25 protein-coding genes are annotated in these 26470 nt (G+C 60.6%); 18 read left to right on the plus strand and 7 right to left on the minus strand.

Annotated elements, in window-relative coordinates; genetic code table 11:
• Positions 1–226: 226 nt before the first annotated feature.
• Together AB4P91_RS21755 and AB4P91_RS21760 are read left to right on the plus strand one after the other, a co-directional pair.
• Positions 227–1141, plus strand: a complete 915-nt coding sequence (locus AB4P91_RS21755; protein ID WP_150595559.1) for a GGDEF domain-containing protein — start codon at positions 227–229, stop codon at positions 1139–1141.
• Between the two features lie 8 nt (positions 1142–1149).
• Entirely contained in the window at positions 1150–2187 is a 1038-nt protein-coding gene (locus AB4P91_RS21760; protein ID WP_395603655.1) for an AraC family transcriptional regulator ligand-binding domain-containing protein, read from the plus strand.
• 15 nt (positions 2188–2202) lie between these two features.
• On the opposite strand, the gene AB4P91_RS21765 is transcribed toward AB4P91_RS21760, so the two are convergent.
• The 3 genes from AB4P91_RS21765 to AB4P91_RS21775 form a co-directional block, all read right to left on the minus strand.
• The gene (locus tag AB4P91_RS21765; protein WP_395603656.1) at positions 2203–2760 is read right to left on the minus strand and encodes a YceI family protein; all 558 of its coding nucleotides are present in this window, start codon (positions 2758–2760) and stop codon (positions 2203–2205) included.
• Between the two features lie 84 nt (positions 2761–2844).
• Positions 2845–4203 carry an MATE family efflux transporter gene (locus tag AB4P91_RS21770; protein WP_395603657.1) on the minus strand — a complete coding sequence of 453 codons (1359 nt, stop codon included), beginning with the start codon at positions 4201–4203 and terminating at the stop codon, positions 2845–2847.
• Positions 4204–4358: 155 nt separating this feature from the next.
• On the minus strand, positions 4359–5234 hold the full coding sequence (locus AB4P91_RS21775) for a LysR substrate-binding domain-containing protein (RefSeq protein WP_395603658.1): 876 nt from the start codon (positions 5232–5234) through the stop codon (positions 4359–4361).
• A gap of 179 nt (positions 5235–5413) precedes the next feature.
• Between AB4P91_RS21775 and AB4P91_RS21780 the strand changes: the two genes are divergently transcribed.
• From AB4P91_RS21780 to AB4P91_RS21790, 3 genes are read left to right on the plus strand one after another with little or no spacing between them, the layout of a single operon-like run.
• A complete protein-coding gene (locus tag AB4P91_RS21780; RefSeq protein ID WP_150595564.1) occupies positions 5414–6112 on the plus strand; it encodes a CoA transferase subunit A in 699 nt (232 codons plus the stop codon).
• 24 nt (positions 6113–6136) lie between these two features.
• A complete protein-coding gene (locus tag AB4P91_RS21785) occupies positions 6137–6802 on the plus strand; it encodes a CoA transferase subunit B (RefSeq protein ID WP_150595565.1) in 666 nt (221 codons plus the stop codon).
• A gap of 11 nt (positions 6803–6813) precedes the next feature.
• Positions 6814–7995, plus strand: a complete 1182-nt coding sequence (locus AB4P91_RS21790; protein ID WP_395603659.1) for an acetyl-CoA C-acetyltransferase — start codon at positions 6814–6816, stop codon at positions 7993–7995.
• A gap of 217 nt (positions 7996–8212) precedes the next feature.
• Here AB4P91_RS21790 and cobF read toward each other — a convergent pair whose 3' ends face one another.
• Both cobF and AB4P91_RS21800 read right to left on the minus strand, forming a co-directional pair.
• Positions 8213–8968: a precorrin-6A synthase (deacetylating) gene (cobF, locus tag AB4P91_RS21795; protein WP_150595567.1), complete on the minus strand. Its 756-nt coding sequence runs from the start codon at positions 8966–8968 to the stop codon at positions 8213–8215.
• Positions 8968–9537, minus strand: coding sequence for a histidine phosphatase family protein (locus tag AB4P91_RS21800; RefSeq protein WP_395603660.1), 570 nt, complete (start codon positions 9535–9537; stop codon positions 8968–8970). The genes cobF and AB4P91_RS21800 overlap by 1 nt, the downstream gene beginning before the upstream one ends.
• Positions 9538–9867: 330 nt before the next feature.
• On the opposite strand from AB4P91_RS21800, the gene AB4P91_RS21805 reads away from it, so the two are divergent.
• The 8 genes from AB4P91_RS21805 (at position 9868) to AB4P91_RS21840 (ending at position 18162) form a co-directional block, all read left to right on the plus strand.
• The gene (locus AB4P91_RS21805) at positions 9868–10722 is read left to right on the plus strand and encodes a MurR/RpiR family transcriptional regulator (protein ID WP_150595569.1); all 855 of its coding nucleotides are present in this window, start codon (positions 9868–9870) and stop codon (positions 10720–10722) included.
• A 2-nt stretch (positions 10723–10724) separates the two neighbouring features.
• Positions 10725–11369 carry a cysteine hydrolase family protein gene (locus tag AB4P91_RS21810; protein WP_150595570.1) on the plus strand — a complete coding sequence of 215 codons (645 nt, stop codon included), beginning with the start codon at positions 10725–10727 and terminating at the stop codon, positions 11367–11369.
• A complete protein-coding gene (locus AB4P91_RS21815; protein WP_395603661.1) occupies positions 11366–12697 on the plus strand; it encodes a glutamine synthetase family protein in 1332 nt (443 codons plus the stop codon). The genes AB4P91_RS21810 and AB4P91_RS21815 overlap by 4 nt, the downstream gene beginning before the upstream one ends.
• Positions 12681–13433, plus strand: a complete 753-nt coding sequence (locus AB4P91_RS21820) for an N-formylglutamate amidohydrolase (RefSeq protein WP_042559743.1) — start codon at positions 12681–12683, stop codon at positions 13431–13433. The genes AB4P91_RS21815 and AB4P91_RS21820 overlap by 17 nt, the downstream gene beginning before the upstream one ends.
• A gap of 82 nt (positions 13434–13515) precedes the next feature.
• Positions 13516–14865, plus strand: coding sequence for an APC family permease (locus tag AB4P91_RS21825; protein ID WP_150595573.1), 1350 nt, complete (start codon positions 13516–13518; stop codon positions 14863–14865).
• Between the two features lie 118 nt (positions 14866–14983).
• The gene (locus tag AB4P91_RS21830) at positions 14984–16000 is read left to right on the plus strand and encodes an arginine N-succinyltransferase (RefSeq protein WP_150595574.1); all 1017 of its coding nucleotides are present in this window, start codon (positions 14984–14986) and stop codon (positions 15998–16000) included.
• Positions 16001–16061: 61 nt separating this feature from the next.
• Positions 16062–17096: an arginine N-succinyltransferase gene (gene astA / locus AB4P91_RS21835; protein WP_395603662.1), complete on the plus strand. Its 1035-nt coding sequence runs from the start codon at positions 16062–16064 to the stop codon at positions 17094–17096.
• Between the two features lie 196 nt (positions 17097–17292).
• Positions 17293–18162: an oxaloacetate decarboxylase gene (locus AB4P91_RS21840; RefSeq protein ID WP_042559747.1), complete on the plus strand. Its 870-nt coding sequence runs from the start codon at positions 17293–17295 to the stop codon at positions 18160–18162.
• A 117-nt stretch (positions 18163–18279) separates the two neighbouring features.
• On the opposite strand, the gene AB4P91_RS21845 is transcribed toward AB4P91_RS21840, so the two are convergent.
• Positions 18280–18582 (minus strand): hypothetical protein, encoded by a 303-nt coding sequence (locus AB4P91_RS21845; RefSeq protein WP_047300569.1) that lies wholly within the window; start codon positions 18580–18582, stop codon positions 18280–18282.
• 368 nt (positions 18583–18950) lie between these two features.
• Positions 18951–20024, minus strand: a complete 1074-nt coding sequence (locus AB4P91_RS21850) for a diguanylate cyclase (RefSeq protein WP_395604992.1) — start codon at positions 20022–20024, stop codon at positions 18951–18953.
• Positions 20025–20220: 196 nt separating this feature from the next.
• Here AB4P91_RS21850 and AB4P91_RS21855 point away from each other — a divergent pair, with 196 nt between their 5' ends.
• Genes AB4P91_RS21855 through glcF form a run of 5 tightly spaced genes read left to right on the plus strand, consistent with a single transcriptional unit; the run spans position 20221 to position 26391 of the window.
• Positions 20221–21675, plus strand: a complete 1455-nt coding sequence (locus tag AB4P91_RS21855; protein ID WP_395603663.1) for a flavin-containing monooxygenase — start codon at positions 20221–20223, stop codon at positions 21673–21675.
• A gap of 21 nt (positions 21676–21696) precedes the next feature.
• The gene (locus AB4P91_RS21860; RefSeq protein ID WP_150596712.1) at positions 21697–22623 is read left to right on the plus strand and encodes an alpha/beta fold hydrolase; all 927 of its coding nucleotides are present in this window, start codon (positions 21697–21699) and stop codon (positions 22621–22623) included.
• Positions 22620–24119: a glycolate oxidase subunit GlcD gene (gene glcD / locus AB4P91_RS21865; RefSeq protein ID WP_395603664.1), complete on the plus strand. Its 1500-nt coding sequence runs from the start codon at positions 22620–22622 to the stop codon at positions 24117–24119. The genes AB4P91_RS21860 and glcD overlap by 4 nt, the downstream gene beginning before the upstream one ends.
• Positions 24119–25168 carry a glycolate oxidase subunit GlcE gene (gene glcE, locus AB4P91_RS21870; protein WP_150596714.1) on the plus strand — a complete coding sequence of 350 codons (1050 nt, stop codon included), beginning with the start codon at positions 24119–24121 and terminating at the stop codon, positions 25166–25168. The genes glcD and glcE overlap by 1 nt, the downstream gene beginning before the upstream one ends.
• 2 nt (positions 25169–25170) lie before the next feature.
• Positions 25171–26391, plus strand: a complete 1221-nt coding sequence (gene glcF, locus AB4P91_RS21875; RefSeq protein WP_150596715.1) for a glycolate oxidase subunit GlcF — start codon at positions 25171–25173, stop codon at positions 26389–26391.
• Positions 26392–26470 lie beyond the last annotated feature (79 nt).

The following is a 26470-nucleotide window of genomic DNA, read 5'->3' on the forward strand; positions in this document are numbered from 1 at the left end:
TAACCCTGTGGGAGCGTGCTTGCTCGCGAAGCGGTGGGTCAGTCAGCATTGATGTTGAATGTGCCGCCGCCTTCGCGAGCAAGCTTGCTCCCACCGTTTCGGCGATGTTTTTGTAAAATAAGCAGCTGCCGCAATGAGCTGATTCGACCTCCCCCGGCCGTCATCCGGCTGTCATAAACATCTGCTGTGCTGGCGCGCATTGCTTCTTCGCCAAAGGATCGCGGCCATGTTCTCAGTGCTCAAACCCCATCGTTGGAAACTCGTTGCACTGCTGCTGGCGGCCAACCTCGGTTTGCTGTTGCACCTGGCCTGCGGTGAGCTTAAAGCGGTCAGCGAATGGGTCTGGCTGGACATCATCGGCGAAGGCGGTTCGGCGCTGCTGGCGCTGGTCTGGCTGGGCCTGGTGCTGAAAAGCCGCCCGGCCGGACGGGTCACCCATTACCTGGCGCTGGGACTGAGTTGCATCTTCTTTTCCTGGTGGATCGACAGCCTCGACGAATTCATCCGCCTGCCCGACAGCATCACCTGGGATCACTGGCTGGAGTCGGGACCAATGCCGGTGGGCATGGTGCTGTTGACCATCGGCATCTATCACTGGCACCGCGAACAACTGGCGATCAGCGCGCAGATGGAGAAACGCGAGCGATTGTTCCGCGAGCACCGGCTGTTCGACAAACTCACCCCGCTGGGCGGCGCCGATTATCTGAAACGGCAACTGGCCGCCAGCCTCGGCGAGAGCATCGCCCAGCAACAACCGCTGTCCTTGCTGGTGCTGGATCTGGATAACTTCGCCGCGATCAATCAGGCCTATGGGCATGCCGAAGGCGATGCCGTGTTGCAGGCCCTCAGCCATTTGCTGCTGCTCAACCTGCGCCGTCAGGATCTGCTCTGTCGCCTGGCCGGCGACCGCTTTGTGGTGCTGCTGCCCAATACGGGGGAACGTCAGGCGCAACTGCTCGCGCATGAACTGCAGGTCGCCGTGCAAGCGCTTGCGCACAAAACCCGCCAACACGGCGAGCGCCTGCAACTGGCGGCCAGTACCGCGGCTGTCATGGCCCTCGATGAGACGCCTGAAGCGCTGCTCAAGCGCTTGAACCTGGCACTGGCACGCGCCAAGTCGCCCTTGGCCAAAAGCGCCTGAGGCCGACCATGACCGTCAAAACCAACTGGTACGAAAGCGACAGCCGCTTCATCCCCGGGCATTACCAACCGGCGACGCTGATCGACCTGGCGCTGTCGCGTGACATCGACAGCCATCGGCTGCTGCGCGGCACCGGGTTGTTTCATGAAGACATTCTGGCCGGTCAGACTCGCCTCAGTCCGCAGCAGTTTCTCGCTTTGATCGGCAACAGTCGGCGCTTGCTCGACGCCGATGACAGCAGCTTCCTGTTCGGCCAACGCTTGCTGCCCGGCCATTACGGCGCGGCCAGCCATGCCTTGCGTCACGCTCAAAATCTGCATCAGGCGCTCGACACGCTGGTGCAGCAACAGGCCTTGCTCAGCCCATTGATGACACCGCGTCTGTTGCTCGATGACAGTTTTGCCTACGTGTACTGGCTGGACAGTTGCGGCGCTGGCGAGCAATGGCGTTTTCTGCTGGAAGCCGGCATGACCTCGCTGATCGCCATGAGTCAGTGGCTCAGCGGCCAGCGCCTGCCGTGGGAATGCAGCTTCAGTCATGCCGAGCCGCGTTATGTCGAGCAATATTGGGTGCATCTGGGCGAGCACACGCAGTTCAAGCGACCGCTGGACATGATGCGCATTCCGCGCGAATTTCTCGCCCGACCGTGGCCCGGCGCCTCCGCCACGGCCGGTCAGGTCGCCCGCCAGGAAGCCATGCGGCAGATCGAGCAGTTGGGTTTTGCCGCCAGCTTCACCGATTGCCTTTACCGTCACCTGCAGGACCACGTCCGTCAGCCACCGAGCCTGGAACAGGCTGCGCAGGCATTTGCCATGAGCCCGGCGACCTTCAAACGCAAGCTGCAAAAACACGGCAGTGGGTTCCAGCAACAGGTGGATCTGGTGCGCAAACACGTGGCGCTGTATCTGTATCAGGTCAAGGCCATGAGCAACGACGAAGTCGCCGAATACCTGAGCTTTACCGATGCCGCCAACTTTCGACGTTCGTTCAAACGCTGGACCGGCAGCACTCCGAACCTGATCCGTCAGTTGTTCGGCAGCCATTGAGGTGTCGGGCTCGCGTCACTGCTGTGGCGCTACGACTTTGAACTTGATGGCGATGTCTTTGGACACCACGGTATCCGCCCACTCCCCCGCGCCGAGGCCGAACTCGTCGCGCTTGAGCACCAGTTCGCCGTCGAAAATACCGATGGCGTTGCCTGCTTTCAATTCCACCGAGGCCGCAACTTCACGGCTGATGCCCTTGAGGGTCAATCGACCCGTGATCAGATATTGGTTTTCGGAAACCTGCGTGAAATGGCTCGATTCAAACACCGCCACGGGAAATTTCGCGGTGTCGAACCACGCCGGTTTCACCAGTTCGGTATTGGCGTCTTCGCTGCCTGCGTCGATGCTGGTGAGGTCGATGTGCAAGGTGGTGTGGGCGTTGGCGAGGTTGTCAGTGTCGAAGTCCAGCGTCGCGTCAAACTTGCCGAAGGTGCCGTACATCCGCGAGCCCATCTGGTTGTAGGTGAAGCTGATCTGGCTGGCGGTGGTGTTGACCCGGGTGTATTCGACGGCCTGCGCGGCGGGGATGGCCCACAGGTAGAACGCGGCAGCGAGCAGCAAGCGGATTGACATGGGATTCTCCAAACATCAGGCAGTTGCGCCAGCTCATGCTTGAACAGGCCGATTCACAGGGTTTCCTCGCACCTTCTACACCCATCAAACCAGGCGTTCGATTTTCTGGTGCTGCCAGACCAGTTTGTAATACAGCGTCTGGAACACCAGCATTCCCAGATAGGCCACGGGGAAGGCCATCCAGACACCTTGCAAACCAAACTGCCCGTCCAGCCAATAGGCCGCCGGCAATTGCACGCCCACCACGCAGACAATGGCGATCACCACCGGCACCAGCACCGTGCCACTGGCGCGCATGATGCCGCCGATGATCGCCTGGAAGCCGAACACCAACAGGCTCCAGAGCATGATATGCAACAGATGCTCGGCCATTGCCCGCGTCGAGTCCTCGGTCAGGAACAAGCCGAGCAACCAGTGCGACAACAGGTAACCCAGCACGATCAAGCCGCCGGTTAAACACACGTTGATCAACAGACCGGTGCGCAAGATCGGTCCCATCCGTTCCAGTTGCCCCGCGCCGATGGCCTGTGCGCCGAGGATCGACGCGGTGATCGCAATCGACAACGCCGGGAACTGCACATAGTTGACGATCTGCGTCACCGCGCCGTACGCCGCCGTCGCTTGCGAGCCGTGCTGGTTGACCAAGGCCAGGATCACCAATTCCGACAGCGACAACACAATCATCTGCACGCCGGTCGGCAAACCGATACGCAGGACTTTGCCAAGAATCACCCTGTCGAGCCGCAACGCCGCAAAAAATTCGCGGTCCGGCGCCAGAGGATGGTGCTTGCGAATCAGCCGCCACGCCAGCCACGCCATCGCCGCCAGGTTGCCCGCGAGCCCCGCATACGCGGCACTCTGAATACCCAGTTGCGGCAAGCCAAACCAGCCACGAATGAATGCCGGCGTCAGCGCCAGCCCGACACAGGTCGACACCACCAGCGCCAGCAATGGCGACACCGTATCGCTGACCCCGCGCAACAACTGCGTAAACAGCACAAAAACCAGCAGCGACGGCAGAATCCACATCATCACGTGGGCGTACGCCACCGCATCGTCCAGGACATCCGCGGGCGTCCCCAACCCCGTCAACGCCTGCCGCGCAAACACACTGCCCAACACCGCCGCGACCAAACCGATCAATACACCCAGCAACAGCGTCGCCCCGGCAATCGCCTTGACCAGATGCGGCTCACGCGCCCCCCAGGCCTGGCCGATCAACACCCCCGCACCCGCGCCGAGGCCGATCACCAACGCGATAAAGAAGAACACCACGGGAAACATCCCCGACACCGCCGCCAGCGCCTGAGTGCCAAGCATCTGGCCGATGTAAATGCTGTTGACCGTCCCTGACATGGACTGCAGGAAGTTCGACAACACCATCGGCGCCAGAAACAGCAGGTAGGTTTGCCAGAGGGGTTTGGTGACGCTGGGGGTCTGCATTGAATAGAGGTCCATCTCGACGGCGGGAAGCTGATGCAGGATAGCTTCGGTGAGTTGTGAGCGGGGTGCAATTAACATTTAAGACAGGTGTTTATAATTCCCCATCAAGATTGAAAACGGGTGAAGGTCAAAAAACCGCAACCTGCGGCAGCGTTTCAGTGCTCAGCCCTGAGGATGTCGAAGAGTGCCTGCGCCGCCGCGGACAGTTCATTACCCGGTTCAGTCAGCACGCCAATCGCCCGCTCCACCGAGTCGTTCAACGTCAGGCACCGCGCCCCCAACGCCTGCATCTGCTCGGCACACAGCGCCGGCACAGCGCTCACGCCCAGCCCACTGGCAACCATCCGCCCCACTGTCGCCAATTGGTGGCTTTCAAATTCCACCGGCAACTTCATGCCCCGCGCCTGCAAGTGCTCTTCGAGCATCACCCGCACCGTGGACGGCCGCTGTAGCGTGATGAAAGGTTCCTGTAACAACGTTTTCCAGTCGATTTCGGTGCGCGCGGCCAGCGGTGAATCCTGTGGCACCACCGCGACGAAGCGGTCCATGTAAAGCGGTGTGAATGTCATCGAGGTGTTCTGCATCGGTTCGAACGCCACGCCCAGTTCCACCTGGCGGTCGCGCACCATCTCCAGCACCTGCTCGTTGATCACATCATTGACCGTCACGTTGACGTTGGGATAGCGCGCGCGAAAGGTCTTGAGGATCGGCGGCAGCAGATTGCCAGCAAACGACGGCATCGCCGCCAGCGTCACCCGCCCGCGTTGCAGGCTGAAGCGCTGACGCATTTCGTCTTCGGCGTTATCCCAGTCGGCGATCAGGCGCCGGGCCAGCGGCAGCAGGGATTCACCTTCTGCGGTCAGTGCCACATTGCGCGTGTTGCGGCTGAACAGCCGCCCACCCAAGCCCTCTTCCAGGGCTTTGATGGTCAGGCTCAGCGCTGATTGCGACAGGTGCAACCGCTCGCAGGCCACGGCGAAACTCAGGCTCTGGGCCACGGCCAGAAAGGCACGGATTTGTTTGATGGTCATGGGCGCCGTACGTCCCTAATGTAGGAGGTGCCGAAGGCAACGCCTCCAGCGAATCAAAATTGATTGTTGAGTTTTATCTACCAATCAACCTTAAAAATCAACTTAACAAATATATCCTTCAGCGAGACACTCCACCCATTCGGCTAGCCAGCCGCCCGCAAATAATAAAAGAGGTGCATATGGCAGGTTTCGACAAGCGCGTGAGTTCCTACGAGGAAGCCCTCGCCGGGCTTGAAGACGGCATGACCGTTATCGCTGGCGGCTTCGGTCTGTGTGGGATTCCGGAAAACCTGATCGCGGAGATCAAGCGCAAGGGCACCCGCGACCTCACCGTCGTCTCCAACAACTGTGGTGTCGACGGTTTTGGCCTCGGCGTGCTGCTGACCGACCGCCAGATCAGCAAGGTCGTCGCTTCCTACGTCGGCGAAAACAAGCTGTTCGAAGAGCAACTGCTCAAAGGCGAAATCGAAGTCACCCTGACCCCGCAAGGCACCCTCGCCGAGAAAATGCGCGCAGGCGGGGCTGGCATTCCAGCCTTCTTCACGGCGACTGGCGTTGGCACTCCGGTGGCCGATGGCAAGGAAGTCCGCGAATTCAACGGTCGCAAGTACCTGATGGAAGAATCCATCACTGGCGACTTCGCCATCGTCAAAGGCTGGAAAGCCGACCACTTCGGTAATGTCATCTACCGCCATACCGCGCAGAACTTCAACCCGCTGGCCGCCACCGCCGGCAAGATCACCGTGGTTGAAGTCGAAGAGATCGTCGAGCCCGGCGAACTGGACCCGGCGCACATCCACACTCCCGGCATCTACGTCGATCGGGTCATTTGCGGCACGTTCGAAAAACGCATCGAACAGCGCACCATCCGCAAATAATTCAGGCCTACGGAGAACAACAACATGGCACTTACCCGCGAACAAATGGCTCAGCGCGTCGCCCGCGAAATGCAGGACGGCTACTACGTCAACCTCGGCATCGGCATTCCGACCCTGGTCGCCAACTACATCCCCGAAGGCATGGAAGTCATGCTGCAATCGGAAAACGGCCTGCTCGGCATGGGTCCTTTTCCTACTGAAGACACCATCGATGCCGACATGATCAACGCCGGCAAACAAACCGTGACCGCGCGTATCGGCGCGTCGATTTTTTCCTCGGCCGAGTCCTTCGCCATGATCCGCGGCGGCCATGTCGACCTCACCGTGCTGGGCGCATTTGAGGTGGACGTCGAAGGCAATATCGCCTCGTGGATGATCCCTGGCAAACTGGTCAAGGGCATGGGCGGCGCCATGGACCTGGTAGCCGGCGCAGAAAACATCATCGTGATCATGACCCACGCGTCCAAGGACGGTGAGTCCAAACTGTTAGCCCGTTGTAGCCTGCCGCTGACCGGCGCCGGGTGCATCAAGCGTGTGCTGACCGACCTCGCCTATCTGGAAATCGAGAACGGTGCGTTCATTCTCAAGGAGCGCGCGCCGGGTGTCAGTGTTGAAGAGATCGTGGCCAAAACCGCCGGTAAACTGATCGTGCCTGATCATGTGCCGGAAATGCAGTTCGCTGCCCAGTGAGGAATTTGAAAATGCAAGACGTCGTCATTGTTGCTGCTACGCGCACCGCGATCGGCAGTTTCCAGGGTGCCCTGGCCAGCGTATCCGCGGTTGATCTGGGCGCAGCGGTGATTCGCCAGTTGCTCGAACAGACCGGTCTGGACGGTGCGCAGGTCGATGAAGTGATCATGGGCCAGGTACTGACCGCCGGCGCCGGCCAGAACCCGGCGCGTCAGGCTGCCATCAAGGCTGGCCTGCCCCACGCGGTGCCGGCCATGACCCTAAACAAGGTCTGCGGCTCGGGCCTCAAGGCTTTGCACCTCGGCGCGCAAGCCATCCGTTGTGGTGACGCCGACGTGATTATCGCGGGCGGCCAGGAAAACATGAGCCTGTCCAACTACGTAATGCCGGGCGCACGCACCGGTCTGCGCATGGGGCACGCGCAAATCGTCGACACCATGATCAGCGATGGCCTGTGGGATGCGTTCAACGATTACCACATGGGCATCACCGCGGAAAACCTCGTCGACAAATATGAGATCAGCCGCGAACAGCAGGACGCCTTCGCCGCCACCTCCCAGCAAAAAGCCGCTGCCGCCATCGAGGCCGGGCGTTTTGTCGATGAAATCACCCCGATCCTGATTCCGCAGCGCAAAGGCGATCCGGTCGCCTTCAAGGTCGACGAACAACCGCGTGGCGAGACCACCGCTGAATCGCTGGCCAAACTGCGCCCGGCGTTCAAAAAGGACGGCAGCGTCACTGCGGGCAACGCATCGTCGCTCAACGACGGCGCCGCCGCGGTGATCCTGATGAGCGCCGAGAAAGCCAAAGCCCTGGGCCTGCCAGTCCTGGCGACCATCGCGGCTTACGCCAACGCGGGCGTTGACCCGGCGATCATGGGCATCGGCCCGGTGTCGGCCACCCGCCGCTGCCTGGACAAGGCTGGCTGGTCAATCGAGCAACTTGACCTGATCGAAGCCAACGAAGCCTTCGCCGCGCAATCGCTGGCCGTGGCCAAGGATCTGCAATGGGATCTGGACAAGGTCAACGTCAACGGCGGCGCCATCGCGCTGGGTCACCCGATCGGTGCGTCGGGTTGCCGGGTGCTGGTGACCTTGCTGCATGAAATGAACAAGCGTGATGCGAAAAAAGGTCTCGCGACCCTGTGCATCGGCGGCGGACAGGGCGTGGCGCTGGCGCTGGAACGCGCGTAACCAGAGTTCAACAGCGAACGGCGGATCCACGACATCCTCCGCTCGCTGGTAACAAAAACCCGGGGCGACTTGCGTTGCACCGGGTCTTTTTTTGCCTATCCAAATCATCTGTGAATGTGATGACCCCATCGCGAGCAAGCTCGCTCCCACATTTTTAAATGCATTCCACAGTGGGAGCGAGCCTGCTCGCGAAGGGGCCCATTCAAGCCCCAAAGATCTAGGGCTTGCGCAGCAAATACGTATCCATGATCCATCCATGCTCCAACCGCGCAGCCTGGCGCACGCGCTCGATTTCATCCGCCACATCGCCGAGTTTGCCGCTGATCAAGATCTCATCCGGCGTGCCCAAGTAAGCCCCCCAGTAAATCTCTGTCTGCGGATCAGCCACGTGGTGGTAGGAATCTTCGGCATCGAGCATCACGACCAGACTGTCGGCATCACTCACCTGCCCTGCTGCCAGGCGCCGGCCCGTGGTGATTTCAATGGAGCGGCCAATCGTGTTCAACGGCACTTTGTGTTGCGCCGCCAACGCCTGAACGCTGGTGATCCCGGGAATCACTTCAAACTCGAAGGTACAGCGACCCGACGCCAGTATCGCCTGCAGGATGCGAACGGTACTGTCGTACAACGTCGGATCGCCCCACACCAGAAAACCTCCGCACTCGCCGTCAGACATTTCGTCGTTGATCAGCCGTTCGAAGGTTTGCTGCTTGGCGCGGTTCAGATCATCGACGCTGGCGGTATAGTCCACGTCGCCGCGCTCGCGCTCCGGGCTGTCGGCTTCGGCGAAGCGATACCCGGGATCGGTGATATAGCGCTCACAAATCTCGCGACGCAGCTCGATCAGTTTGTCCTTGCTCTGGCCCTTATCCAGCAAAAAAAACACATCCACCCGATTCAGCGCTTTCACCGCTTGCATCGTGATGTAGTCCGGATTACCGGCGCCGATGCCGATCACCAGCAGCTGCTTCATCAGCGTGCTCCTTCAATGTCGAGACCAGGCAAGCGTAGCCGCCAGCGCCCGGTGAAGCGCAGTCCAACCGCTGACAACGGCTCGACATCAATGTCATGAAACGCCGAGCCCTGCATAACGTGAATCAACGCGGCACGGATGATGAACGGATGCGTGACCGCCACCACATGGCCTGGCGTGGTTTGCAGACTCACCAGCCACTTCGACACTCGCTCGCACACCTGCGCGATCGATTCACCGCCGTGGGGCGTGGCGTCTGGATCTTCCAGCCATGCCTGTAGTGCCGCGGTTTGCGAGCGTTGCAGATCCTTGATCGCCTGCCCGCGCCACTGCCCCCAATCGCAATCGCGCAGCGCTTGATCAATATGTGCGTCGGCACCCAACCACGCGGCGGTCTGACGTGTACGCCGTTCAGGCGCACAGATCAGGCGCCGTGGGGCGTGGAAGCACGCAGCCAACGCGTCAGAAGCCAGGCCGATATTTTCAACAGGCTCGTTCGTAGGAAAACGCGCCAGTTTTTGTGCGACGGTTCGCGCATGGCAAATCAGGGTTAAACGGGTGGTCTGCACGATCAATCACTCTGTCGAGAGTCATGAAAAATAACGGCGCGAGGCCGATCAGTGGCCAATTGTGCCGTACATCAAGGGCTTCAAGGCTCTCCCGTGAACAGCCCTATCACGTCGACACGCTCAAAAATCGGCAATGTCTCACATCTTCATGAGCAATGGACTACAAAGCTTGTCGCCTTCCGTGTAGCCCTTGTTACACGGGCATCTTGCCCCATTTCGGGGCCTTTTCAACACACTGAAAAATTCACTAGACATGTAGCGTCAGTTACATAAATACTGTTTTAACGGATTGTGAAGCGAATTCGACACACCCATCCAGCAGGAGCCAGGATGCCCCCTCTCAGAGAGCTGATCACTGATCCCGGCCTCGATCTGACACCGTCAGAACGTAAAGTCGTTCGCGCCCTGCTTGATCAATACCCGCGTAACGGTCTGGGACCGATGGCACGACTGGCCGAACACGCCGGCGTCAGCGACCCGACCATCGTGCGACTGGTGAAAAAACTCGGCTTCGGCGGTTACGCCGAGTTCCAGGATGCGCTCCTGAGCGACATGGATCATCGCCTGCGCTCACCACGCACCCTGCTGCAACCGCGTGCCCAGCAAAACAAGGACGACGCCTGGGGTCATTATCTGGCCGACAGCCATCGCCTGCTGGTTGAAACGCAGTCGCTGACTCAACCTGAAGACGTACGCATCCTCACGGACTGGCTGCTCGATACCCGGCATCAGGTGCACTGCTTCGGCGGACGCTTCAGCAGCCTGCTGGCGAGCTACTTGCTCAATCACTTGCGCCTTCTGCGCACCGGCTGCTTTGCACTGGAAGACAACGCGCAATTGCCTGATCGCCTGTTCGATCTGCAACGCCAGGATGTGGTGTTGCTGTTTGACTATCGCCGTTACCAGTCCCAGGCCCTGCGCGTGGCCAGCGCGGCGAAAAACAACAACGCACGCGTGGTGCTCTTCACCGACATCTACGCCTCGCCACTGCGTGAACTGGCCGACCTGATTATCAGCGCGCCCGTAGAGTCAGCCTCGCCGTTCGACACCATGGTGCCGGCGCTGGCGCAAGTCGAAGCACTGATCGCCAGCCTGACCCTGCGCACCACGAATCTGGCCGATCGCCTGGAAGGCATCGACGCCCTGCGCAACGACTTCAATACGCACCTTCTGGAGGATAAATAAGGATGTTCACCCTTCCACACCGCTCGCCGCGAGACCTGCCCTTTGTCAGCGACCACACGGCCTTGCTGCTGGTGGACATGCAGCGTGCCTGGCTCGATCCGCAGTTCGACCCGCACCTCACTGAGCCGGGTGGTGAGTATTTTCGCAGCCGTGTGCGTACGCAGGTCGTGCCCAATCAACAGCGTCTGCTGAATGGCTTTCGCGCGGCGCAACAAAACGTGCTGCACACCGTCATCGAGAGCCTTACCGCTGATGGCCGCGACCGCTCGCTGGACCACAAACTGTCGAATCTGGACGTCCCCAAAGGCAGCCCTCAGGCGCAGATCATCACCGAACTGACGCCCGCAGAAAACGAAATCTATTTGCCGAAGACCTCGTCCGGGGTCTTCAACTCGACCAACATCGATTATGTGCTGCGCAACCTCACCACCCGCCATTTGATCATCGCCGGCATCGTTACCGACCAGTGCGTGGACATGGCCGTGCGCGACGCTGCCGACCGTGGCTATCTGGTGACGCTGGTCGAGGACGCCTGCGCCACCCACACTGCCGAACGCCATGACGCCTGCCTTAACGCGATCAAGGGTTACTGCTGGATCACCGACACCGACACCGTGCTCGGCCGGCTGCAGGAGATGCAGCCATGAGCGCCCGTCTGACGCCGCTGCCGATGACCACTATCGTCACCACTGACCTGATCGGCATTACCCGTGGCCGCTCGTTCCCCACCGACGAACTTGAGCATTACCAAGCCCCCGGTTGTGGCTGGGTGCCAGCCAACAGCGCCCTGACCCCGCAGGATTCCATCGCTTCGACCAGCCCGTGGGGCGCTTATGGCGACTTGCGCCTGGTTCCGGATCTGAGCAGCCGCGTCACCGTGAGCAACGGGCCGAATGCCAACGCCCCGCCGCTGGACTTCATCCACGGCGATCTTCGCGAAACCGATGGCCAGCCATTCGGCGCCTGCCCGCGCACGCTGCTGCGCGATGAGATCGAGCGTTACCGCGACGATTTGGGCTTGCAGGTCAACGCCGCGTTCGAACACGAATTCAACCTGCATGCAGACCTGGCCGAACCCCCGGCGTTTTCACTTGAAGCCCAGCGTCAGGGCGCCGAGTTCGGCGGCTGGCTGCTCAGCGCTTTGCGTGCTGGCGGCGTCGAGCCGGAGATGTTTCTCCCCGAATACGGCAAGCATCAATTCGAAATCACTTGCCGACCAGCGCTGGGGGTCGCGGCCGCAGACCGCGCGGTGAATGTGCGCGAAATTGCCCGTGAGATCGCCCGGCAAATGGGCCTGGACCTGAGCTTCGCACCGAAGACCGCCGCTGATGCAATGTGCAACGGCGTGCACCTGCACATCAGCCTGCTTGATCTGGACGGCCAGCCGATGCTCTACGACGCAGGCACCAGCAATGGTCTGTCGAGCCTCGGCCAGCATTGGGCGGCGGGTATCCTGCATTACTTGCCGGCGCTGTGTGCAATCACCGCACCGACACCGCTCTCGTACGAGCGCTTGCAGCCACATCACTGGAGCGCCTCTTACGCCTGCCTGGGGCAGCAGAACCGCGAAGCAGCGTTGCGCATCTGCCCGACCTCGACGCTGGGCAGCAAAGCCGTGGCGAAGCAGTTCAACCTGGAATTTCGCGCCATGGACGCCACCGCCTCGCCGCATCTGGCGATGGCCGCGCTGCTGATCGCCGGACGGCTGGGCATCGAACAGCGCCTGGCGCTGAACGCAATCACCAATGAAATCCCCGATTCACTCAATGACGAGCAACGTCAGGCGCGGGGCATCGTCGCCCTGCCCGCCTCGCTGGCTCAGGCACTGGATTGCCTGCGCGACAGTGCAGCCCTCAACGAATGGCTGCCCAAACCGTTGCTCGACAGTTATTACGCCCTTAAAACCGAGGAACTGGCGCTGACGGAACAGCTCTCGATCGCTGAACTGTGTGAGCACTATGCACGCGTGTACTGAATCCGCCGAGCTGGGGTTGTTTACCAGACCGGTCTACAACCTGAGCCGCGCCGACTCGACGCATCCATTGATTCTGGTGTGCGAGCACGCCAGTCGCTACATCCCCGAGGCCCTGAATAATCTGGGCCTGGACGATACAGCCGCCCGCGAGCACATCGCCTGGGACATTGGTGCGCTGGAACTGGCCGAGCAATTGTCGGCAACACTCGGCGCCACGCTGTTGAGCGCCAACTATTCACGGCTACTGATCGACCTCAATCGGCCACGGCATGCCCCCGACAGCATTCCGCTGCAGAGCGAGATCTATCAGGTGCCGGGCAATCGTGAGCTGGACGAAGCCACGCGCGAGTACCGCCGGCAGACGCTGTTCAAGCCGTTTCACGCGCGCTTGCAAACACTGATCGACGCGCGCATTGCCAAGGGTCAACCAGTGCGCATAGTCGGGATTCACAGCTTTACGCCGGTGTATTACGGCCAGCCGCGTGCCATGGAAGTCGGCGTGCTGTTTGGCCAGGCCAGGGCCTATGCCCAGCGCCTGCTCGACGATCTGGAAAAACATCCGCTGATAGTCGCAGGCAATCAGCCGTACAGGATTGACCCGCTGGGCGACATGACAGTACCGGTACACGGCGATGCCCGCGGCCTGGATTCGGTGTTGATCGAGGTGCGCAACGACTTGCTGCGCAGCCCCGAAGCGGTGTCGCGCTGGGCCGGATACCTCGCGCCGTTGCTGTAACGAAAGCACTGCTGAAGCTGTAAACGATGGACCGATATAACAACTAAAAAACGACTGATTGGCTTACAAGGAGTTGCGCTTCATGGACATTGAAGAATTCGGCTACAGGCAAGAGTTGAAACGTAGCCTGACGCTCACCGACCTGGTGGTATACGGGATGATCTTCATGATCCCCATCGCCCCGTTCGGCGTGTACGGCTACGTCAACGCCGAGGCACCGGGAATGGTGCCGCTGGCGTACATCATCGGCATGGTGGCCATGGTGTTTACCGCGTTGAGCTACGGCAGTATGGCCCGCGCTTTCCCGGTTGCAGGCTCGGTGTATTCCTACGCGCAACGCGGCCTCAATCAACACGTCGGCTTCATCGCCGGGTGGCTGATGCTGCTTGACTACCTGCTGATCCCACCGCTGCTGTACGTGTACGCGGCGATGGCGCTCAACCACTTGTACCCGGACATTCCGAAAGTCGGCTTCATTCTGGCATTCCTCGTCAGCGCGACCTTCGTCAACTTGCGCGGTATCACGTTTACCGCACGGATGAACATTGTCTTCCTGCTGGCGCAACTGGTCGTGCTGGGCATCTTCCTGTTCTACGCCTGGACCGCCCTGCACAACGGTGGCGGCAACGGCGAGCTGACGTTGGCGCCGCTGTACAACCCGCAAACCTTTAACTTCGCCCTGCTGATGCAAGCCGTGTCGATTGCCGTGCTGTCGTTCCTGGGTTTCGATGCGATTTCCACCCTCGCCGAAGAAATCAAGGGCGATCCGGGGCGCAGTGTTGGCAAAGCTGCCTTGATCACGCTGGTGGTGATGGGCACGATTTTCGTCGTGCAAACCTGGATCGCTACCGATCTGGCCGCCGGTCTGGGCTTCAAGTCCGCCGACACCGCGTTCTATGAAATCGCTGAACTCGCCGCCGGTAGCTGGCTGGCGACCCTGACGGCCGTCACCACGGCGCTGTCCTGGGGTATCGCTGTGGCGGTCACTTCGCAATCCGCGGTGTCGCGCCTGCTGTTCGGCATGGCCCGTGACGGCAAGCTGCCAAAAATACTGGCCAGGGTTCACCCGAAACACAACACGCCGTACATGAGCATTTATCTGGTGGCGGTGCTGTCGCTGCTGATCTGCTACCTGTTCATCAACTCGGTCGACACCCTGACCTCGCTGGTCAACTTCGGCGCGCTCAGCGGTTTCATGCTGCTGCACCTGACAGTGATCAACTATTACTGGCGTCGGCAAAAGTCCGGCCAGGTTGTGCGCCACCTGATCTGCCCGGTGATCGGCTTCATCATCGTCGCGGCCATCATGGTCAACATGGGTGTCGATGCGCAGAAACTCGGCCTGATCTGGATCGCTCTGGGCCTGGTGTACCTGTTCTTCCTCAACAAGTTCAGCGCCACGCCCGCGCTGCCTGACCCGAGCAACGGCTGACAAGAAAAAGAGCAGCGTCTGACAACAAATCAGGCGACTGCCGATTTAACGCGTGGAAACCGACAGTGATAGTCAGGTTCGGCAAATTTGCCGAACCTTTTGATACAGGAGTACATCCATGCTGGTCTTACGCCCAGTCGAGCAGACTGACCTGACCCAGCTCCAACAATTGGCCCGTGACAGTCTGGTGGGGGTCACCTCCCTGCCGGACGACAGTGAGCGATTGCGCGAGAAAATCGCCGGTTCCTGTGCCTCGTTTGCCAGTGACGCCACAGCCCAGGGCCCAGAGAACTATTTCTTCGTGCTGGAAGACCTCGACAGTCAACGTCTGGTCGGCTGCTCGGAGATTCTCGCCACCGCCGGCTTCGACGAACCGTTCTACAGCCTGCGCAACCGTCACTTCACCAGTGCCTCGCGGGAACTGAACATTGAGCACGGCGTGCCGGCGCTGTCGTTGTGTCACGACCTGAACGACCACACGCTGCTGCGCGGTTTCCACATCGACGCCGCGCTGGTGCGAACGCCCTTTTCCGAATTGCTCTCGCGGGCACGATTGCTGTTCATCGCCGCTCACGCGCAACGCTTCGCCGAAGCAGTGATCACCGAAATCGTCGGCTACAGCGACGAAAACGGCCATTCGCCGTTCTGGGATGCCCTGGGCAAGCATTTCTTCGACCTGCCTTACGTCGAAGCCGAGCGGCTGTGCGGAATGCAGAGCCGCGCGTTTCTCGCCGAATTGTTTCCGCAATACCCGATCTATGTACCGATGCTGCCGCAAGCCGCGCAGGACTGCATTGGCCGTGTTCATCCGGACGGCCAGGAGGCCTTCGACATTCTTGAGCGTGAAGGCTTTGAAACCAACAGCTACATCGACCTGTTCGACGCCGGCCCGACGCTGTATGCGCGCACGACGAACATCCACACGATCGTCCGCAGCCAGATCGCCCCTGTGCAGCAACAACCCCGCATTGATGCCCGTGGCCGTTACCTGTTGAGCAACGACGCGCTGCACGGTTTCCGCGCCATCGTCGCCGAACTGGATTACCAACCCGATCACCCCCTGTCCCTCACCCCTGCAATGTGTGCGGCGTTGAACGTGACCAATGGCAGCCCGATTCGGCTGATTGCCCTGTGAACCACGCCCGGTTCTGCACCCAACGACAGTGCCCGAACAGGCGCGCAGAAGGAGTTACAGCATGATTGTCCGCCCGGTTAAAGTCAGCGACCTACGAGCCTTGATGGCACTGGTAGAACAGGCCGGCCCGGGGTTCACCACCCTGCCGGTCAATGAAGATCGCCTGTCCCACCGGGTGCGCTGGGCGCAACGCGCGTTCGCCGAGCAGGTCGAGCGTGCCGACGCCGATTATCTGTTCGTGCTCGAAGACGATGACATGCGTGTGGTCGGTGTCAGTGCATTGGCCGGGGCGGTCGGCCTGCGTGAACCCTGGTACAACTATCGGGTCGGGTTGACCGTGAGTTCGGCGCCGAATCTGGGCATTCAACGGCAGATCCCGACGTTGTTCCTCAACAACGAACTGACCGGGCAATCGGAACTGTGTTCGTTGTTCCTGAGCCATGACCATCGCCATGGCAGCAACGGCCGCTTGCTGTCGCTGGGGCGCCTGTTGTTCGTTGCCGAGTTTCCGCATTTGTTTGGCGAGAGGATGATCGCCGAACTGCGCGGCAGCGCCGATGAAACGGGTTGCTCGCCGTTCTGGGACAGCCTTGGCCGGCACTTCTTCCAGATGGATTTCTGCCATGCCGATCACCTGTCCGGGCTGGGCAACAAGTCGTTCATCGCCGAACTGATGCCGCGCCAACCGCTGTACACCTGCCTGCTCACCGAACAGGCGCAAGCGGCCATCGGTCAGGCGCACCCGAACACTGAGCCGGCGCTGAAAATCCTTCAGGCCGAGGGTTTCGCCCACAAGGGCTACATCGATATTTTCGACGGTGGGCCGGTCATCGAAGCGCCGATCCGCAACATCCGCACGGTACGTGACAGCCTGGAATTGTCCTTGAGCCTTGGCAGCCCGGACGAACAGGCACCGCTGTGGCTGATCCACAACCGGCGCCTGGAAAACTGTCGCATCACCGTCGCTCGGGCGCGCCGGGTCGGCAGTAGCCTGGTCATCGACCGTCTCACGGCCAAACGCCTGCAACTGCAGCCGGGGAATTCGGTGCGGGCGGTGATCCTGCCCAACCAACAGCAGCAGGCCGCTGCGGCTTGAAGGCTTGCCAATGCCCCCCGAAGCCACCGACAAACCCCTTCACCAAAGTGAATCCTTTCAGCACTGGAGCCACGGTTAGCAGCAACCTCGAAAATTCGTCATGATCCTTGACCCATTCGCGTGATAGCCTTTTCATTCTTCGGCGTTGACACCTTTGCTCAAGCCGTTCCATTCCTTTGGTATTGGTGGAACTCGTATGACCAGGCTTTCTCATCAAGATTTACGCCGTAATTTCCGTCAGCTGCTGGCCTCCGACACTTGCTACCACACGGCTTCGGTGTTCGACCCGATGTCCGCCCGGATTGCCGCTGACCTGGGTTTTGAAGTAGGGATTCTCGGTGGCTCCGTGGCCTCGTTGCAGGTGCTGGGGGCACCGGACTTTGCCCTGATCACCCTCAGCGAGTTCGCCGAACAAGCCACCCGCATCGGCCGCGTCGCCCAATTACCGGTGATTGCCGACGCCGACCACGGCTATGGCAACGCCCTCAACGTGATGCGCACCATCGTCGAACTGGAACGCGCCGGCGTCGCCGCCCTGACCATCGAAGACACCTTGTTGCCTGCGCAATTCGGGCGCAAATCCACCGACCTGATCACCGTGGCCGAAGGCGTTGGCAAAATTCGCGCGGCGCTGGAAGCCCGTGTTGATACAGAAATGGCGATCATCGCCCGCACCAACGCCGGGATCCTGCCGATTCAGGAAATCATCAGCCGCACCCGCCAGTACCAGGGCGCGGGCGCCGATGGCATCTGCATGGTCGGGGTGCAGGATTTTGATCAGCTTGAACAGATCGCCGAACACCTGACCGTGCCACTGATGCTGGTCACCTATGGCAACCCGGCGCTGCGCGACGACAAGCGTCTGGCCGAACTGGGGGTGCGCGTGACCATCGACGGCCACGGCGCTTACTTCGCGGCGATCAAGGCGACTTACGACAGCTTGCGTGAACAGCGACAGATCTTTACCCAGGCTTCGGACTTGAGCGCCACCGAGCTGACGCACACCTATACCCAGCCGGAGGAATACATTCTCTGGGCCAAGGAATATATGAGCGTCAAGGAGTGATGTGCTGGCCGAACTGACGCCATCGCTGGCAAGCCAGGCTCCCACAGGTTGTGATTGGCGACAAACTTGCGTTCGCCATAAAACCCTGTGGGGGCTTGCCAGCGAAGGGGCCCGCCGCTAAACCGGGGTTTTGTAAGCCTCCTCCCGCTGCGCCGCCCGCGCCTGAATCACATCCAGAATGGCACACCCTTCGCGCATCAACAGATGCACCGCGCTGGTGACCCGCGTCAGATCAAAGTCTGAAATGCCTTTGAGGTTGAGGCTGGACAAGGTGTCCGCCAAATCGCGCACGACCACAAACCGATGCATCGCGCAGGCCGCCATGTCGCTGAGTTCTTTGTGGGTATTGATGAAGAGCACCGGGGATTCGGCGTCGTAAGTGTCGATGGGGAGGTAGCGTGGCATTACTTGGTCGGTCATAAAGTTCACTCCAGATGGGTCAGGTGCTGTATTCGACCGGCCAAGATCGTCGCGGAGATTTTCGCGAACAGGGACTATAAGTGTGTCGATAGAGTGTCGCAACGAGAGCCTCTTTCAGACTTTTCGCTAATTTTCGTGCGTAGTTGAACCAATGTGGCGAGTGGACTAATTGGGAAATGCTCGGGACCAGCGCCGACGTGATACACCGCGCTGAATGGAAAACGTGAATTCAAATTGATCTGGCGGTTGCTGCATTGACTGCAAACAACACGGTCAGTCCCCTCTCCCTCCGGGAGAGGGTTAGGGTGAGGGGCGGCCACACCACAAATCCGACGTGGTTCCCACAGTTCCAACAGCGGGGATTTATCTCAGACCGAGTCCAGCAACGGCTGCTTGGGCAAACTGTCGCAATGGCAGATCACCCGGTTCCTTCCACTCGCCTTGGCCTCATACAGCGCCTGATCCGCCTCACTGAGCCAACGGGTCGCATCGGGGTGCGCCGGATCGTACGCCGCCAGGCCAATACTCAAACTGACCTGCAACGCCGGATTCTGCTCGTAACCCAGTGTCGCAAAACGCTCGCGCAACGCTTCCATGGCCTGAGCGGCATTGAACAGCGGCAACTCCGGGAGAATCACGCAGAACTCATCGCCGCCATAACGCCCGGCAACGTCGGTCGCACGCAGGTTCTGCTTGAGCATCTTGCTGAATTGTCGCAACACAATGTCGCCGGCCACATGCCCGTAAGTGTCGTTGATTGCCTTGAAATGGTCGATGTCGATCAACGCAATGGCCGCGCCCTGCTTCTGCCGGATGCAACGTTGAAAGGCGATTTCCAGTTGATCCTTCCACGCACCGTGATTGAGCAGGCCAGTGAGGCTGTCGGTGCGGCTCAGCGCCAGCAATTCACGTTTATGCACGCCCAGCGTGTAGGCCTGGCGAAAGCAGATCCAGCCCAACGCCAGCGGGTACAACAGCAGTAGCGGGAAACAGGCGTACATCTGCGCCGGCGTGGTTTGCGGAATGAACGCCGGGACAAACACCACCAACCCTACGCCAACCCCAAGCAACTGCGCCGCAGAGCCGGCCAGCAGAAAACGCGCCCCACCGATGGCAACGTTGTTCATCGCCATCATCGAGATGGTTGTTGCAGTAGGCAGTGGATTGAAGTGCATGGCAGCAACCCAGAAGCCGCCGAAAAAGGCATCGATCAACAGGTTGCGGTGTTCGGCATGAAAAGGCACCCGAGCACGGCGCGCCAACTGATAGGCCAGATGGGGCCAGACCAGGCCATTGGAGAACATCAGCGCCCAGACCCATAACGGCGGATCGAGCGAGTACATCGACACGGACACACACAAAAGCCCAAGCAGCAGCCCCAGGACTCTCGATGTGTACAGCCTCCTGGCCAATGAAAGTCCCTTTCGTCCCGTATTTCCCATAAGGGCCTCGACCACGACGGCACCTGCAAAGTGCAGGACGGATGTACTCGAAGTCTAACAGGGCAACGTTAAATAGCCATCACCGGTCAGCGGCCCGAAATACGCCTGCTTTCCATGGATTTGGGCTCCCACAGTGCAAATCATTGGCTATACATGAAGGGAGCAAAACGGAAAAACGACTATAAGAAGGAGGCCCATGCAGACTTATCAAGTGCTGATCATCGGCAGCGGATTTGGCGGTCAGTGCGCGGCGATCAACCTGCTCAAGGCCGGGATCGACGATTTTCGCCTGCTGGAACGGCGCGATTTCTTTGGTGGCACCTGGTGCCAGAACACCTACCCCGGCGCGGCGGTGGATGTGCCCTCACCGCTTTATTCGCTGTCATTCGCGCCGTACCGCTGGTCACAGATGTTCGCCGAACAGGCGGAATTGCATCGCTATACCGAGCACGTGATCGATACGTTCGGCCTGCGTGAACGCGTGGAGCTGCAAGCCAACGTCGAACACGTCGAATGGGACGACACGGAAAAACGCTGGGCCGTCCACACCGCCGCCAAGGGCACATTCCATGCGCAGTTTCTGATCAATGCGAGCGGGCCATTGAGCCAACCGGTCATCCCGCACTTCCCCGGGCAGGATCGCTTTCAGGGCAAGACATTTCATACAAACAATTGGGATCACAGCTACGACTATCGCGGTAAACGCGTGGCCATCGTCGGCAGCGGTGCCAGCGCCGCGCAGGTCATCCCGGCGATTGCCCCGCAGGTCGAGCAACTGCATGTATTCCAGCGCACGCCGCATTGGGTGCTGCCGCGCGCCGATCGCGTATTCGGGCCGTTTCAGCGCTGGCTACTCGGTTTGAAACCGGCCTACAAACTGCTGCGCTGGCTGATTTACTGGCAGTTCGAGACCCGCGTGATCGCCTTCAAATACTCGAAACCGGCGATTAACCTGGTGCAAAAGCAAGCGCTGCGTTTTCTCAAGCGCCAGGTGCACGATCCCCTGCTCCAGCAAAAACTCACGCCGGATTTCACCATCGGTTGTAAGCGAGTGCTGGTTTCCAGCACCTACTACCCGGCGCTGACCCGGCCCAATGTCACCCTGCACAGCCGCGAGCAGGGCATCGCGTCGATCGATGAAAGCGGAATCATCACCCAGGACGGCGAACACATCGATGTTGATCTGATCGTCTGGTCGACCGGTTATGACGCTACCGACGGCGTTATTTCCTACCCCGTCAGCGGAAAGAACGCCGTGCAACTCAGAGATGTCTGGGCCGAATATCCTCGCGCCTACCTCGGCACCAGTCTGCCGGACTTTCCCAACCTGTTTATCGTCACCGGACCCAATACCGGCATTGGCCACACTTCGGCGCTGTTCATCATCGAATCGCAGATGAACTACATCATCGACTGCATCCGCACCGTACAAACCAAAGGTCTGCGCAGCATCGAAGTGCGCCCCGAGGCAGAACGTACCTACACTGCAATGATTCACCGGGAGATGGAGCGTACGGTCTGGAAGTCCGGCGGCTGCCACAGTTGGTATCAAAGCAAGAGCGGTCATGTGATCGCGATGTTTCCCGGCTTCAGTTTCAGCTATCACCGTTTGACCCGGGCGCTGAAACCGGCCGATCACATTTTGTCCTGACTACGTATAAGGAAGACGTCGATGCTTTTGCTGTTTGTCGCCCTCGCGGTGTTCGTGGCCTGGAGCTGGTTGAGTTATCCGGCGGTCGGCCGTTGGCTGTATGACCTGAACATGGCCATCGAGGCCAAGTTGTACAAACTGCACAAGATCGAAGTGCCGATCGCCGAGATGACCGTCTCGACCTGGCAGGGTGGGCCGTATGAAGCGGCCAGTGCGATCCTGATGCTGCACGGCTATAGCGGCGACAAAAACCTGTGGCTGCGCTTCTCCCGGCATTTCGTCCGCGAGTATCGGGTGATCATTCCGGATCTGGCCGGCCATGGTGAAACCGGCTTCAAGGCGGGTGGCGGCTATGACATTGCGGTTCAGGCCAAGCGCATGATCCAGTTGCTCGACGTCTGCGGCGTGGAGAAAGTCCACGTGATCGGCAACTCCATGGGCGGTTACATCGCGGCCTGGCTGGCGGCAACGTATCCGGAGCGGATCGCTTCGCTGGCGTTGATCGACCCGGCTGGCGTCACCGCCCCCGAGGTCAGCGACATGGAGCGCCACCTGGCACGTGGGCACAACCCGTTTCTGATCAACTCCCGGGAAGAATTCCAGCAGTTTTATGCGATGACCATGGCCTCACCGCCGTGGGTGCCTAAGGCGGTGCTGGATGCGATCGCCCAGCGTTATGAAAACCAGCGCGATGAACTGGAAGAGATCTTCCGCGATTTCCGCGCCAGCCCGCCGATGGAACCGAAACTGCCGGACATCAAATGCCCGGCGCTGCTGCTGTGGGGCCGCAAGGACCGTTTAATCGATGTCAGCAGCGTGCCGATCTGGAGCAAAGGCATCGCCAATTTGCAGGTGGACGTCTGGGACCACGTCGGGCATATGCCGATGGTCGAACAGCCAGGAGACACCGCGCGGTTGTACCGGGAGTTTTTGGGCAAGCAAAAATGAACATTCTTTACGACGAACGCCTCGACGGTCCGCTGCCTGACGTCAACAAGGCCGATCTGCTCAAGGCCTTGCAACACGCCATCCCCGACCTCGACATTCTCTGGCGCGAGGAGGAACTCAAACCCTACGAATGCGATGGACTCTCCGCCTACCGCACCACCCCGATGCTGGTCGCCCTGCCCCGGCGCCTCGAGCAGGTGCAAACCCTGCTTAAGCTCTGCCATCAACAAAACGTCCCGGTGGTCGCCCGCGGCGCCGGCACTGGTCTTTCCGGCGGCGCGTTGCCCCTGGAAAAAGGCCTGTTGCTGGTGATGGCGCGCTTCAACGCCATCCTCCACATCGACCCGGCCGCCCGCACTGCACGGGTTCAGCCAGGCGTGCGCAATCTGGCGATTTCCCAGGCCGCCGCGCCGTTCGGGCTGTATTACGCGCCGGATCCCTCGTCGCAGATCGCCTGTTCGATTGGCGGCAACGTCGCTGAAAACGCCGGTGGTGTGCATTGCCTCAAGTACGGCCTGACCGTGCACAACCTACTGAAAATCGAAGTGCTGACGATTGAAGGCGAACGCCTGACCCTGGGCTCCGAAGCCTTCGATTCGCCCGGTTTCGACTTGCTTGCGCTGTTCACCGGTTCTGAAGGTCTGCTGGGGATCATCACCGAAGTCACGGTCAAACTGCTGCCCAAACCACAGGTCGCCAAAGTGCTGCTGGCCAGTTTCGATTCCGTGGAAAAGGCCGGACGCGCCGTGGCCGAAATCATCGCCGCGGGGATCATTCCCGGCGGTTTGGAGATGATGGACAACCTCGCCATTCGCGCCGCCGAAGACTTTATCCACGCCGGTTATCCGGTCGACGCCGAAGCCATTCTGTTGTGCGAACTCGATGGCGTCGAAGCGGATGTCCACGACGACTGCCAGCGGGTTCGCGACGTGATGACCCAGGCCGGCGCCACTGAGGTGCGTCAGGCGCGTGACGAAGCCGAGCGCGTGCGTTTCTGGGCCGGGCGCAAAAACGCCTTTCCGGCCATCGGCCGCTTGTCGCCGGACTATTACTGCATGGACGGCACCATTCCGCGGCGCGAATTGCCCGGCGTCTTGCAAGGCATCGCCCGCCTCGGCGAGGAATACGGTTTGCGCGTGGCGAATGTGTTCCATGCCGGCGACGGCAACATGCATCCACTGATTCTGTTCGACGCCAACCAACCCGGTGAACTGCACCGCGCCGAAGCCCTGGGCGGCAAAATTCTCGAATTGTGCGTGCAGGTCGGCGGCAGCATCACCGGCGAACACGGGGTCGGCCGCGAAAAAATCAATCAGATGTGCGCGCAATTCAACAGCGAAGAATTGACCCTGTTCCACGCCGTCAAAGCCGCGTTCGACCCGCTAGGCCTGCTCAACCCCGGCAAGAACATCCCGACGCTGCACCGCTGCGCCGAGTTTGGCGCGATGCACATTCATGCCGGGCAATTGCCATTTCCCGAGCTGGAGCGCTTCTGATGGCAGACGTCGACGGCGCCAGCGCCCTGCTCGATCAGGTCAATGAAGCGCGGGCCAATGCCACGCCGCTGAAAATTCAGGGTGGCAACAGCAAGGCGTTTCTCGGCCGCGAAGTGGCCGGTGAGGTGCTCGACACTCGCGTGCATCGCGGCATCGTGCGCTATGAGCCGACCGAACTGGTGGTCAGCGTGCGCGCCGGAACGCCATTGTCCGAGTTGCTCGCGGCACTGGATGCCGCCGGGCAAATGTTACCGTGCGAGCCGCCCGCATTCGGTGAAAGCGCCACGGTCGGCGGCATGATTGCGACGGGGTTGTCCGGGCCTCGGCGGCCATGGTCTGGCTCGGTGCGCGATTTCGTTCTGGGTACACGAGTGATTACCGGTCTGGGCCAACACCTGCGTTTCGGCGGCGAAGTGATGAAAAACGTTGCCGGTTATGACCTCTCGCGGCTGATGGCCGGCAGTTACGGCTGCCTCGGCGTGCTCACCGAAGTCTCGCTGAAAGTCCTGCCCAAACCGCGGCAATGCCTGAGTATTCGCCTGGATATCGACTGCGCCAGGGCACTGGCCAATCTCGCCGAATGGGGCCAGCAACCGCTGCCGATCAGCGCCGCGTGCCACGATGGCGACAGTTTGTATCTGCGCCTTGAGGGTGGCGAGGGCTCGGTGACGGCGGCTCATCAACGCCTGGGGGGTGAGCCGCTGGACTCGCTGTTCTGGCGTGATTTGAACGAGCAACGTTCGCCATTCTTTGACGAAGGCCTGCCGTTGTGGCGCCTGTCGCTACCGAACAATCTCGGCGTTCTGGATCTGCCCGGCGCGCAACTGGTCGACTGGGCCGGCGCGCAACGCTGGTTGAAATCCGACAGCCCACATATTCATCGCCTTGCCCAGGAACTCGGCGGCCACGCCACCTGCTTCACCCATGGCGCCACCTCGTCACCGTTCCAGCCGTTGCCGACGACACTGCTGCGCTATCACCGGCAACTCAAGGCGCAACTCGACCCGCAAGGGCTGTTCAACCCCGGCCGGATGTACGCGGAGTTTTAGCCATGCAAACAACCCTCAGCGAGCAATCCCGACAGTTGCCCCGCGCCGCCGAGGCGGAAAAGATTCTCCGTAGCTGCGTGCATTGCGGCTTTTGCAACGCGACGTGTCCGACGTATCAGTTGCTCGGCGATGAGCTTGATGGTCCGCGCGGGCGCATCTATCTGATCAAGCAAGTGCTCGAAGGCGCACCGGCGACCGCACAGACGCAACTGCATCTGGACCGTTGTCTCTCATGCCGCAATTGCGAAACCACCTGCCCGTCCGGCGTCGACTATCACAACTTGCTCGACATCGGTCGGGCGGTGGTTGATCAGGCCGTGCCGCGTCCGGCGGCGCAACGCCTATTGCGTGAAGGCCTGCGCGCACTGGCGCCGAATCCGCGATTGTTCAAAGGTTTGCTGCGGGTGGGCGCCACGTTTCGGCCGCTGTTGCCGCGAATGTTTGAAAGCAAACTGCCGCCGCCCATGCTGACGTCGGGGTTGCGTCCCGTCCCTCGGCATGCGCGCCGCGTCATGTTGCTGGAAGGCTGCGTGCAGCCGGGTTTGTCGCCGAACACCAATGACGCCACGGCGCGGGTGCTCGATCGACTCGGCATCAGCGTCATCCCGGTAGCCGAGGCCGGTTGCTGTGGGGCGCTGGATTATCACCTCGACGCCCAGGCCAAAGGTCTCGACCGCGCCCGGCAGAACATCGACGCCTGGTGGCCACACCTGCAAAACGGCGCCGAAGCCATCGTGCAGACCGCCAGCGGCTGCGGCGCGTTCATCAAGGATTACGGGCATTTGCTCGAGGCCGATCCGGTCTATGCCGACAAGGCACGGCGGATCAGCGAAATGACCCTCGATCTGGTGCAGGTTCTCGCGCAAGAACCGCTGGAGCAGATCTGCGCCGCCAGCGAACAGCGGATCGCTGTGCATTGCCCGTGCACCTTGCAACACGCGCTGAAACTCGGCGGCGCGGTGGAAGCGGTGCTGACACGCCTCGGTTTCAACCTCACGGCGGTGCCGGACGGCCACTTGTGCTGCGGCTCGGCGGGCACCTATTCCCTGACCCAGCCGACACTGGCGCGGCAACTGCGCGACAACCGCCTCAATGCCTTGGAAAGCGGCCGCCCGCAGTTGATCGTCACCTCCAACATCGGTTGCCAGAGCCACCTGGCCAGCGCCGGACGCACGCCGGTTATGCACTGGATCGAACGGGTGGATCAGTCGTTGGCAGAATGAAGTTCGTAGGATTCTTCGTTTGCCCGCGCAGGAGAAGGCTGCGATCTTTTCTCCTATCCATTACGTGACCGTGGCAGGA

This window comes from Pseudomonas sp. B21128 (assembly GCF_044218865.1).
GTDB classification, from domain to species: Bacteria; Pseudomonadota; Gammaproteobacteria; order Pseudomonadales; family Pseudomonadaceae; genus Aquipseudomonas; species Aquipseudomonas iridis.